The sequence below is a fragment of the Pseudomonas borbori genome (genome assembly GCF_900115555.1).
GTDB classification, from domain to species: Bacteria; Pseudomonadota; Gammaproteobacteria; order Pseudomonadales; family Pseudomonadaceae; genus Aquipseudomonas; species Aquipseudomonas borbori.
Map to the genome: position 1 here is coordinate 23,715 of NZ_FOWX01000007.1, position 11,748 is coordinate 35,462.

General features: G+C 63.6%; 10 protein-coding genes. 4 read left to right on the top strand and 6 right to left on the bottom strand.

Annotated elements, in window-relative coordinates:
* Window positions 1-100: 100 nt before the first annotated feature.
* The 4 genes from BM315_RS06790 to BM315_RS06805 all read left to right on the top strand — a co-directional run bounded on the left by BM315_RS06790 (window position 101) and on the right by BM315_RS06805 (window position 3,710).
* Window positions 101-442: a hypothetical protein gene (locus tag BM315_RS06790; RefSeq protein WP_090499138.1), complete on the top strand. Its 342-nt coding sequence runs from the start codon at window positions 101-103 to the stop codon at window positions 440-442.
* 165 nt (window positions 443-607) lie between these two features.
* The gene (gene fusA / locus BM315_RS06795) at window positions 608-2,710 is read left to right on the top strand and encodes an elongation factor G (protein WP_090499140.1); all 2,103 of its coding nucleotides are present in this window, start codon (window positions 608-610) and stop codon (window positions 2,708-2,710) included.
* Between the two features lie 143 nt (window positions 2,711-2,853).
* Entirely contained in the window at window positions 2,854-3,279 is a 426-nt protein-coding gene (locus tag BM315_RS06800; protein WP_090499142.1) for a YciI family protein, read from the top strand.
* Between the two features lie 11 nt (window positions 3,280-3,290).
* Window positions 3,291-3,710 (top strand): VOC family protein, encoded by a 420-nt coding sequence (locus tag BM315_RS06805; protein ID WP_090499144.1) that lies wholly within the window; start codon window positions 3,291-3,293, stop codon window positions 3,708-3,710.
* A 107-nt stretch (window positions 3,711-3,817) separates the two neighbouring features.
* Here the strand turns inward: BM315_RS06805 and ggpS are convergent, their stop codons facing one another.
* The 6 genes from ggpS to phhA form a co-directional block, all read right to left on the bottom strand.
* On the bottom strand, window positions 3,818-6,079 hold the full coding sequence (gene ggpS, locus BM315_RS06810) for a glucosylglycerol-phosphate synthase (RefSeq protein ID WP_090499146.1): 2,262 nt from the start codon (window positions 6,077-6,079) through the stop codon (window positions 3,818-3,820).
* 118 nt (window positions 6,080-6,197) lie between these two features.
* Window positions 6,198-7,457 (bottom strand): MFS transporter, encoded by a 1,260-nt coding sequence (locus BM315_RS06815; protein ID WP_090499148.1) that lies wholly within the window; start codon window positions 7,455-7,457, stop codon window positions 6,198-6,200.
* A gap of 208 nt (window positions 7,458-7,665) precedes the next feature.
* A complete protein-coding gene (locus BM315_RS06820) occupies window positions 7,666-9,000 on the bottom strand; it encodes a DUF2254 domain-containing protein (RefSeq protein ID WP_090499150.1) in 1,335 nt (444 codons plus the stop codon).
* Between the two features lie 179 nt (window positions 9,001-9,179).
* On the bottom strand, window positions 9,180-10,379 hold the full coding sequence (locus BM315_RS06825; protein ID WP_090499153.1) for an amino acid aminotransferase: 1,200 nt from the start codon (window positions 10,377-10,379) through the stop codon (window positions 9,180-9,182).
* Entirely contained in the window at window positions 10,376-10,729 is a 354-nt protein-coding gene (locus BM315_RS06830) for a 4a-hydroxytetrahydrobiopterin dehydratase (protein WP_090499155.1), read from the bottom strand. Before BM315_RS06830 ends, BM315_RS06825 begins: the two co-directional genes overlap by 4 nt.
* Window positions 10,730-10,833: 104 nt before the next feature.
* The gene (gene phhA, locus BM315_RS06835; RefSeq protein WP_090499157.1) at window positions 10,834-11,619 is read right to left on the bottom strand and encodes a phenylalanine 4-monooxygenase; all 786 of its coding nucleotides are present in this window, start codon (window positions 11,617-11,619) and stop codon (window positions 10,834-10,836) included.
* Window positions 11,620-11,748: the final 129 nt, after the last annotated feature.

Here is an 11,748-nt window from a genome sequence, read left to right on the forward strand (position 1 = left end):
GACGGCTGGCGAGGCAAGCGGCGTGCGCATGTCACCCGGAAACCGTCCACGGCCGCCCGGGTCTAATCTGACAGGTATAGCCTGCAAGAGGGCCTACGCGATGAAGCGGCGCTATCTGTTATACCTCGGCCTGCTGCTGCCACTGGCCGCCTGCACCCTGCATGTCGATGGGGATCGCGGGTACGCGCCCCCTCCGCACTACGCACCGCCGCCCCAGGTCGAGTGGCGCTGGGATCCCGATCTCGACGTCTATGTGGTGCTCGGTTGGCCGCATCTGTATTACCGGGATCGGGTCTATTATCGCTGGCGCGATCATGATGGCTGGTACTGGTCCGATCGCCATGATGGCGGCTGGAGCAGGGGCAGCAAGCAGTTGCCGCCGGGGCTGAGCAAGAAGTACGGCAAACAGCGGCGTTCCTATGGCGGCGGTGGCGGCTATTAGCCGGTTTGCCAACGGCCTTTGGCCGCTCTCCCGATAGGCGGCGGTGCATCGCGTCTGCAGAGGTTTGCAGTGGTGCTAGCGTTGACATGTGGACGGCGGTTGTTGCGCCGACCCGCGTGGTTCTACTTCCTGCGCCGCGTTTAGCCAGTCATGGAGGTGATCGTCATGGCCCGCACTACAGCTATCAGCCATTACCGCAACATCGGCATAGTGGCGCATGTGGATGCCGGCAAGACCACCACCACCGAGCGGATCCTGTTCTACACCGGGGTCAACTACAAGATGGGCGAGGTGCACGATGGCGCCGCGACCATGGACTGGATGGCGCAGGAGCAGGAGCGCGGCATCACCATCACCTCGGCGGCAACCACGGCGTTCTGGAGCGGCTCGCGCAAGCAGCTGGACAGCTACCGGATCAACATCATCGACACCCCCGGCCACGTCGACTTCACCATCGAGGTGGAGCGTTCGTTGCGCGTGCTGGACGGTGCGGTGGTGGTGTTCAGTGGCGCCGACGGGGTCGAGCCGCAATCGGAGACGGTCTGGCGCCAGGCCGACAAGTACCGGGTGCCGCGCATCGCCTTCGTCAACAAGATGGACCGGGCCGGCGCCGACTTCCTCCGCGTGGTCGCGCAGATCAAGCAGCGCCTGGGCCATACGCCGGTGCCGATCCAGTTGCCGATCGGCCAGGAGGAGGAATTCCGCGGGCAGATCGACCTGATCCGCATGAAGGCCATCTACTGGAGCGCCGAGGACCAGGGCATGAACGGCCGCGAGGAGGAGATTCCGGCCGAGCTGCTGGAGCAGGCGCAACACTGGCGCGCCAACCTGCTCGAGGCCGCTGCCGAGGGCAGCGAGGAACTGCTCGACAAGTACCTGGAGGGTGGCGAGCTGTCGGAGGACGAGATCAAGAACGGCCTGCGCCTGCGTACCCTGTCCTGCGAGGTGGTGCCGGCGGTGTGCGGCTCGGCATTCAAGAACAAGGGCGTGCCGCTGATGCTCGATGCGGTGGTCGAGCTGTTGCCGGCGCCCAGCGAGGTCCCGGCGATCCGCGGCACCCATCCGGACCACCCGGAGCGTGAAGACGAGCGTCATGCCGATGACGACGAGCCCTTCGCGGCGCTGGCATTCAAGATCGCCAGCGACCCCTTCGTCGGTACCCTGACCTTCATCCGCGTATATTCCGGGGTGCTCAGCTCTGGCGATGCGGTGTTCAACTCGGTCAAGGGCAAGAAGGAGCGGGTCGGCCGCATGGTGCAGATGCACGCCAACCATCGCGCCGAGATCAAGGCGGTGTGCGCCGGCGACATCGCCGCGCTGATCGGCATGAAGGACGTCACCACCGGCGATACCCTGTGCGACCTGAACAAACCGATCGTGCTCGAACGCATGGACTTCCCCGAGCCGGTGATCTCCATCGCCGTGGAGCCCAAGACCAAGGCCGACCAGGAGAAGATGGGCGTGGCCCTGGGCCGGCTGGCCCAGGAAGACCCCTCGTTCCGGGTGCGCACCGATGAGGAAACCACCCAGACCATCATCTCCGGCATGGGCGAGTTGCACCTGGACATCATCGTCGACCGCCTGCGCCGCGAGTTCGGCGTCGAGGCCAACACCGGCAAGCCGCAGGTGGCCTATCGCGAGACCATCCGCAATACCTGCGAGATCGAGGGCAAGTTCGTCCGCCAGACCGGCGGGCACGGCCAGTATGGCCACTGCTGGATCCGCTTCGCGCCGGCCGACGAGGGCCAGGAGGGGCTGCAGTTCAGCAACGAGATCGTCGGCGGGGCGATCCCGCGTGAATACATTCCAGCGATCCAGAAAGGCATCGAGGAGCAGATGAAGAACGGCGTGCTCGCCGGTTATCCGTTGCTCGGCCTCAAGGCCGCGGTGTTCGACGGCTCCAGCCATGACGTCGATTCCAGCGAACTGGCCTACAAGATCGCCGCCTCCATGGCCACCAAGCAGCTGTCGCAGCAGGGCGGGGCGGTGCTGCTGGAGCCGGTGATGCGCCTCGAGGTGGTCACGCCCGAGGAATACATGGGCGACATCATGGGCGACCTCAATCGCCGCCGCGGCCTGATCCACGGCACCGAGGAGGCCGTGACGGGACGCATCGTGCGCGCCGAAGTGCCGCTGGGCGAGATGTTCGGCTACGCCACCGATGTGCGTTCGATGTCCCAGGGGCGAGCCAGCTTTTCCATGGAGTTCGCCCGCTACGCCGAGGCGCCGGCGCATATCGCCGCGGCCATCCTCAAGAAGACGGGCTGAAGGCGCCGACAGGCTCCGGCAAGCAAAGTGGCGGGGCAAAAAAAGTCGGGGGCAGTCTGTCGATTCGCCCATGGGGCGTTCGACTACTGGGCAGACGCCACGCCACTGGCCGCGTGGCTTTGTCCCAGCGAGGAGATACGACGATGCGTTTTATGGTGATAGTCAAGGCAACCGCGGATTCCGAGGCCGGGGTGATGCCCAGCGAGGAGCTGCTGGCGGCCATGGGTCGCTACAACGAAGAACTGGCCGAGGCCGGCGTGATGCGCGCCGGCGAGGGCCTGCAGCCCAGCGCCAAGGGCGTGCGGGTGAAATTCTCCGGCGACCAGCGCAGCGTGACCGAAGGCCCTTTCAGCGAAACCAAGGAACTGATCGCCGGTTTCTGGATCTTCCAGGTAGCGTCATTGCAAGCGTGCATCGAGTGGGTCAAGCGCTGCCCCAATCCGATGCCTGGCGAGTCGGAGATCGAGATTCGTCAGATCTTCGAAGCGGAAGACTTTGGCGCCGAATTCACCCCCGAGTTGCGCGAGCAGGAAGCCCGTATTCGCGCGCGCATCGATTCTGAAGACTGAGGAGCGTTCTTATGAAGATCCATGCCTACCTGATGTTCGACGGCCAGTGCGAGGCCGCGTTCAACTTCTACGCCGAGTGCCTGGGTGGCACCCTGGAGATGATGCGCTACGCCGACAGCCCCGAGGATATGCAGGTCCCGGCGGAGTTCCAGCAGCGCATCATGCATGTCTGCCTGACGGTGGGCGACCAGTTGCTGATGGCCTCCGACACCCTGCCGCAGTCTCCGTACGAGGGCATCAAGGGCTGTTCGATCTCGCTGCAGGTGGACAACGTGCCCGAGGCCGAGCGCCTGTACGCCGCGTTGTCTGCTCAGGGTTCGGTGCAGATGGCGCTGCAACAGACCTTCTGGGCCACGCGCTTCGCCATGCTCACCGACCGTTTCGGTGTGTCCTGGATGATCAACTGCGCGGTGGATAGCCAGATGGGTTGAGTTTGCGGGCACATTGGTGCGCGCGGTGCACCCTACGGGGTACGGATCGTAGGGTGCGCCGTGCGCACCGGGCATGACCCGGTGCTGGTGCCAGCAAAGGCTTTGCCTTAGCTGACCAGGGTCAGCGTTGCTTGCGGCTGTTGTTCCGGCTCGGCTACGCCGGCGAGGAATTCATCACCCCAACGGCGGATGTCGTTGTAGCTGACGATATCGAACAGTTCGCGCAACCGTGCCTGGGCTTCGGCCTTGGGCATGTTCAGCGCCAGGTAACAGGTGCTGGCCAGGTCCGCGGTGTCGTGCGGGTTGGTCAGCAGGGCACCCTTGAGTTCGGCGGCGGCACCGGCGAACTCCGAGAGTACCAGCACCCCATGGCCCTCGAGCAGGCCCTGGACGGCGACGAACTCCTTGGCCACCAGGTTGAGACCGTCGCGCAGCGGAGTGATCCACATCACGTCGGCCATGGCGTACCAGGCCACCACCTGCTCGAAGGGGAAGGCGCGGAAGAAGAACTGCACCGGCGTCCAGCCAATGTGGGCGAAGCGCCCGTTGATACGGCCGACGGCTTGTTCGATCTGCGCTTGCAGTTCGTCGTAGACGGTCATCTCGCGCGCGGCTGGCACACAGATGCTCACCAGGGTGACCTTGCCCAGCAGTTCCGGGTTGTCCGTCAGCAGGCGTTCGTAGGCCTGGAGTTTTTCCAGGATGCCCTTGGTGTAGTCGAGGCGTTCCACCGAAAGAATCAGTTTCAGCCCGCTGAGTTCCTTGCGCAGGTTGGCCATCTGCTCCTGGATCTTCGGCTGGTCCAGGGCGCTGCTGATCCGGCCGATATCCAGGCCGACCGGGTGGGCGCCGAGTTTGACGATCCGGCTACCGGTGTCCACCGCGGTGGTCATGCGCTCCAGGCCCACGGCGCAGCCATAGGTGATGAAGCGCGGCGCACAGTTCTGCCGGCTGACGGTTTGCAGCGGGGTGACGCCGCGCGCCACGTCGACGAAATTTTCCACCTGGCGCGGGATGTGAAAGCCGATGTAGTCGCATTGCAGCAGGCTGCCGATGATCTGCTTGCGCCACGGCAGCACGTTGAACACATCCGCCGAGGGAAAGTAGGTGTGGTGGAAGAAGGCGATGCGCAGGTCCGGGCGCAACTCGCGCAGGTAGCCGGGGACCATCCACAGGTTGTAGTCGTGCAGCCAGACGATGGCGCCTTCGGCGGCTTCCAACGCGGTGCGTTCGGCGAAGTCACGGTTGACCTTGAGGAACACCTGCCAGTCGTCTTCGTTGAAGGTGGCGCGCTCCCAGAAGGTGTGCAGGGTCGGCCAGAAGGCTTCCTTGGAGAAGCGCTTGTAGAAGATGTCGACTTCTTCCTTGCTCAGCTTGACCCGCGCGGCCTTGAGCTTGGGGTAGCGCTCGGCGTCCACGCTGGTGTGGATGTCGAATGGCTCGTCGTCGTCCTCATGCACGGCCCAGGCGACCCAGGAACCGGGCCGGCCATCGCCGAAGAAGCTCAGCAGGGAAGGGATGATGCCGTTCGGCGAAGTCGGCCGGCGGCGTTGCAGCTTGCCGTCGACCCGGTGCTCTTCATAGGGCAGGCGGTGGTAGACCATCACCAACTCCGACTTGCCGGGTGCGGCGGTGACCCGTCGTTCGGCGGCGATGCCATGCTCGCCGAGGAAACCGAAGTGGGCGAACGCCTGGAGAATCCCGCCGCAACCCGGGCGGCTGGCATGCAGGGTGCGCGAGTGCTGCTCGGTGGCTTGCAGCAGGCCGGCTTCGGAGTCGCCGACGCAGACACCATTGAAGGTGCCGCTGAGCATGCTCAGGTCGTTGAGGGTGTCGCCGGCGGCCAGCACCTGGTCGTTGTCCAGCTCCAGCCAGTCGACCAGGGCTTGCAGGCTGCTGCCCTTGTTGACGCCCTGGGGCAGGAAGTCCAGGTAGCGTTCGGCCGAGTACAGCAGGTCGCAACCGAGCGCCTGGGCGGCGGCGAGCAGTGCCGAATTGGCGGCCTGCGCGGGCGTGCAGAAGTAGGAGCAGCGGCGCATCTGCGGCACGTCCTGGCGCTCCAGGCCGAAGCCCTCGATGGCGCTGGCGACCTGGCTTTCGCCGGGCCAGAGCGCATCGACCAGGCTTTGCAGCGGCTGGATCGGCTGCAGGCTGTCGCCGTGGGTAAAGCTGGCGCCGACGTCGGAAATGATGAAGTCCGGCTGGGGCAGGGTCGGGTCGGCCAGCAGTGGCAGGACCGACTCCAGGCTGCGGCCGGTGACATAGGCCAGGCGGATTTCCGGGTGGGCGGCGATGGTCTGGTAGAGGCTCAGGCGATCCTCGGGATCGCCGGCGAGAAAGGTTCCATCGAGATCGGTGGCAAGTAACATGCGCAGTCTCCTTATGCAGTTGACGCGCCGACATGGGCCGACGTGCTAAGTGTCGGGCGGACTCGCTTGGCAGCGGCCGCCTCTTCTGTGATGCGGGAGCAGATCGTTCGTTCGGCTCCTACGTTGATTCGGTAATGGGTTCCTCACCGATGTCGTCCGCTGGCGGCGCATCGGGCATCAATTCCAGCACGGTATGGCTGGTGCGCAGCATCGGCATGAAGTGCCCATGCGGCTCGCTGACCAGGTCGCTGACGTGGCGCAAACGGTACAAGGTATAAGCGGCGAGCAAACCGAGGGTGGCGGCGAAGTACAGCGGCAGCGCCTGTGCGCCCAGCTGCTGCATCAGCAGGCCGGCCAGTAGCGGGCCGCACGCAGAACCGATGCCGTTGACCATCAGCAGGCTGCTGGAACCGGCGAGAATTTCATCGCTGTGCAACTGGTCGATCAACTGCGCCACTGCAATCGGGTAGATGGCGAAGGCCAGGCCGCCCCAGACAAAGATCGCCGCGAGCAGCAGGCGTCCGCTGGGCAGCACGCTCATCAGCAGGGCCACCGCCACCGCCAGCGCCACCACCCAGAACAGCACCAGGCGCCGGTCATGCTTGTCGGAATAGATACCGATTGGCCACTGCAGCAGGGCGCCGCCGAGAATCGCACTGCTCATCAACAGGCCGACGCCAGTGGCATCGAAGCCGCTGAGGCTGGCATACACCGGCGCCATGCCCCAGAAAGCCCCCAGGGCCAGGCCGGACAGGCCGGCGGCGGCAATCGCCAAAGGCGCGATACCGACCAGCTGGCGCAGGTTGGTATGCAGGGTTTCCGGCACGCTGGGCTGCGGCTGTCGAGTCAGGGCGATCGGCATCAGCGCCGCGCTGATCAACATCGCCGCGAAGACGAACAGCACGAAATCGCTGGGGTCGGCCAGGTTGAGCAGCTGCTGCGCCGCCGCCAGGGCGCCGAGGTTGACCGCCATGTACAGGGCGAACACCTGGGCGCGTTTGTCGCTGGGCGCCCGGGCGTTGAGCCAGCTCTCGATCACCATGTACAGGCTGACCAGCGCCAGACCATAGAGCACGCGCAGACCCAGCCAGGCCCAGGGGTCGATGATCAGGACGTGGAGCAGGGAGGTGATGGCGGCCAGCGCGGCACAAAAGGCAAACGCACGGATATGCCCAACGCGACGAACCAGCGGAATCGCCAGCCAGGTGCCAAGGAGAAAACCGACGAAGTACCCGGACATGATCAGTCCGAGCATCCCGGCGGAGTAGCCTTCGGCGACGCCACGCAGGGTCAGTAGAGTGTTGAGCAGGCCATTGCCGAGGAGGAGTAAAGCAACCCCACCGAGCAATGAGCTGATAGGGGCAATCAGGGACCACATGGCGAACTACCCTAGGGGACTATGGCCTTGATAGCAAGCAGGAAGCGCGCCATGAATTTTTGGGAGTGTTGTTAATCTTTTGATTTATATGTGAAAAATAGTCTGATGGACGGTCGCTGGTTTTGCTGTTGGCAGAACCCGCACCATCCTGGTGCGTGCTCTGCTCAGAGGCTGTGAAAATATCGAGCGCTACAGTAGGCGAGAGCGCTCAGTGCTGCTCGAGCTGCAGCACTGAGAGCGCGGGCGGAGAGAGCCGGGCTGCCTTGTTGAAGCGTTCGATCATGTCATTCAACTCCTTGCGGTCGCGTCGAATGGCAATATGCCGGTCGGCTGTTTCCACGACACTGCGTGCGTGCGTGATCAACTCGGCTCGGTGATGGGCGCGAGGGTTTTGAAACATCAGGTTCTTGAACGCCTCTAGCAGGTTGGTCAGTACCTGCGGATCGCTTCTGCCATAGGTGCGTATTGGGCCGAAAATCTGCTGGAGTAGTTGGTCCAGTGATAGTTCGAAGAAAAATACACGGGGGGCTTCGCCCGCCAGCGGCGCGGAGTCCAGGTCTGGCAACTGCAGGCGCTTGCAGAACAGCACGCTGAGCATGTCGATAGCGGTGATGGCGGTGCCTGGGTCGTTGATGCCGGGGCTCAGGGCTTTCACCGCAATTTCGGAAATTTGCTGGCAGCCAAATACATAATGCGCGCTGGCGTATTGCTCGACGAAGAAGTTGAAGCAATCGAGCAGTTGCTGGCACAGTTCGTCGTCAACTTTGCGGTCGAGTTTGAGCAGCGGGTGGCCGGGCATGACGAAAAAACCGCGATGGACCAACACGGTCATGCGCAGGTCATTGTCTATCAGCAGCCGGTTGAGTATGTGGATATTGAGCGTCTTGAAATAACCGCTACGTTGCGCATTGACTACCACCCACCCCTGGTCTGCCGGCCAGGAAGGCTGCTCGTTGCCGTCGAGCAGTTCCACGCGGCTGGTGAGCTTCGCAAGCGTGGTGGCGTAGAGGTTGTTGAGGATGTATTCGACTTGGATCGATTGCGAGATGGAACGAATGAAGTGCACGAACAGACCCAGGCAGGCAATAGCCAGCCCCAGCGTGATCAGCACGCCAAGGCTGGGGGCCTGGTGTTGCTCGGTCTGCTCAATGGTGGTGATCAACAGCAGTGCGTAGAGGATGGTTCCGAGGTAAAACCCCAGGGTCTTCTGGTGACTCTTGCTGCTGATCAGGCCTGGGATTACCCGTGGCGATAGGGACGCGGAGGCATTATTGAGCACTACCATGACCATCGAAAAGCTGAACACCATCAATGACAGGATGCCGCCGACCAGGGTGCCAAGAATCAACCGGGCATTGTCGGGGTTACGCACCAGGCCAAAGTCGAACCGCTGTTTGAGCGCCATTAGCCAGGGCTGGTACTCGATGGCCATGTTCAATATGCACAGCAGTAAGAAACCCACGGCTATCAGCGTGGGAAAGAACGCCATGCTGTGAGTGACACGTTGGTAGGTGCGAAAGAGCAGGTTGGCGGGGTGGACCACAGGTTGTCTCGTGCTGACCAAGGGTGGGACAAACTATACAACTATAGCCTCCGCTCACGTGACGCCTACGCTGGCCTGAGTAGCAGGACAGCGAAACTGGTCAGTATCGTAACTATGTTCGCAGCGAGGCGGCTACCGCAGGGTAACCGCTTCGCCATCATGCCGGCGGCATTGAGCAATTAGCTTGAGCAAACTCGGGCAATTGCCTGTGCCAAGGCATCCAGCCGTTCGCTATCCAGGCCAGCGACGTTGGCCCGGCCGCTGCCGACCATATACACGCCGTATTGATCGCGCAGGCGCTGCACCTGCTGGGGCGACAAACCGGTGTAGGAGAACATTCCGCGTTGCTCGGCGATATGCGCGAAGCGCTCGGCCAGGCCGTAGGGGCGCAAGGCCTCGACCAGACCCAGGCGCAGGCCGGCGACCCGCTGGCGCATGGCCTCCAGTTCATCGCGCCACAGCTTTCTGAGTTCGCCGTCGTCGAGGATAGTGGCGACCACCGCGGCGCCGTGGGCTGGTGGCGTCGACCACAGGTTGCGGGCAATGAAGGCCAGTTGGCTGCGCACATCCAGCAGTTTTTCCGCCTCGCTGGTGCAGACGATCAGGGCGCCGGTGCGCTCGCGGTAGAGGCCGAAGTTCTTCGAGCAGGAACTGGTGATCAACAGCTCGGACAGTTCGCTGGCGAACAGGCGCACGGCCCAGGCGTCCTGTTCCAGCCCGTCGCCGAAGCCCTGGTAGGCGAAGTCGATCACCGGCAGCAGTTCGCGCGCCTTGATCACTTCCAGCACGCGGCGCCAGTCGTCCTGAGCTAGGTCGAAGCCGGTGGGGTTATGGCAACAGGCGTGCAGCAGCACCACGTCGCCCTGGGGCAGGTGGCTGAGCGCGGCGATCATCGCCTCGACGTTGAGCCGGTTGTCGGCGCCGACATAGGGGTAATGGCCAACGCGCAGTCCGGCCTCGGCAAAAATGGTTTCATGGATTGGCCAGGTCGGATCGCTCAGCCAGATCCCGCGGCCGGGCAGGCAGTGGCCGATAAAGTCGGCGGCCAGCCGCAACGCACCGGTGCCACCGGGCGTCTGGCTGGCGGCCGCGCGCTGCTCGGCGAGCAAGGGGCTGGCGGCGCCGAGCACCAGCCTGGCCAGGTGGCTGCAGAACAAGGCATCGCCGTGGCCGCCGATATAGCTTTTAGTGGTTTCGCTGTCGACCAGGCGCTGCTCGGCCAGCTTGACCGCCCGCGGGATCGGCGTCAGGCCCTGGGCGTCCTTGTACACGCCGACACCCAGGTCGAGCTTGGCCGGGTTGCGGTCGCTGCGATAGGCCTCCATCAGGCCGAGAATCGGGTCGCCGGGCACCCGGGCGATCTGGGCGAAATGACTCACTTGCGGCCCTCGGCGCCGGCAGCGAGCACATCGGTGCGCGCGGCCATGATGAAGTCGTTGCGGTGCAGACCGCGCATCTCGTGGCTCCACCAGGTCACGGTGACCTTGCCCCACTCGGTGAGCAGGGCCGGGTGGTGGCCGACTTCCTCGGCGATGGCGCCGACCGCGTTGGTGAAGGCCAGGGCGTGGCGGAAGTTCTTGAACTGGAACACCCGCTCCAGCTCCATGTGGTCGTCACGCACTTCGATGTTCCAGTCCGGGATCTCGCGGATCAGCTCGGCCAACTCCTCATCCGAGACTTTCGGGGCGTCGGCGCGGCAGGCTTCGCATTGGGCTTGGGCAAGGCTCATAGGGATTCTCCAGGGCAATGGGTTTACTAAGCGTAGGGAGGGGAAACCGCGAAGCGTTATCCACCCCTCGGGGTAATGGTGAATAAGCTGCACGTGGGTTTTCCCTACGCGGCTTTCGGCGGAAATTTCGGTGCGTGCAGGCCCATCTGCATGGCCTGGTGGACCATGCCCATGATGTCCTGCTGGGCCAGTTCGAACAGATGCTTGAGTTCCGGCAAGACGTAGTACAGCGGTTGCAGGATGTCGATGCGGTAAGGCGTGCGCATGGCCTCGATCGGATCGAATGGCAGGTGCTCGGGCTCTCCGGACAGGCTATAGACGGTCTCTTTCGGCGAGGAGAGGATGCCGCCGCCATAGATCCTGCGACCCTGGCTGGTGTCGACCAAGCCGAACTCGATGGTCAGCCAGTACAGGCGCGCCAGGTACACACGCTCCTCCTTCGTGGCCTTGAGGCCGAGCGTGCCGTAGGTGTGGGTGAACTCGGCGAACCAGGGGTTGGTCAGCAACGGACAGTGGCCGAAGATCTCGTGAAAGATGTCCGGCTCCTGCAGGTAGTCCAGTTCCTCGGGGCTGCGGATAAAGGTGGCCACCGGGAATTGCCGGCTGGCCAGCAGTTCGAAAAAGGTCTGGAAGGGGATCAGCGCCGGCACCCGGGCGACGCGCCAGCCGGTGGCTTTGTGCAACACCCGGTTCACTTCATCGAGTTGGGGAATACGCTCATGGGGCAGGCCGAGCTGTTCGATGCCGTCCAGATACTCCTGGCAGGCGCGACCGTCGACCACCTTGAGTTGCCGGGTGATCAGAGTGTTCCACACCTGATGCTCGGCTTCGCCGTAGTGGATAAAACCACTTGCATCCGGTTGCCGAGCCACATACTGCGTGCTCTTCATTGCTGCCTCCTGCTGGGGCCATTGTTGTTGTGTTGGACTATGGATAACCCAGGTTGCGTGGTTGCGCAGCGCTGAAAGTGGCCGTGTGCTAGGGGGAAGGGCGGGTATTTCGTAAAGAAAAGGTTACGT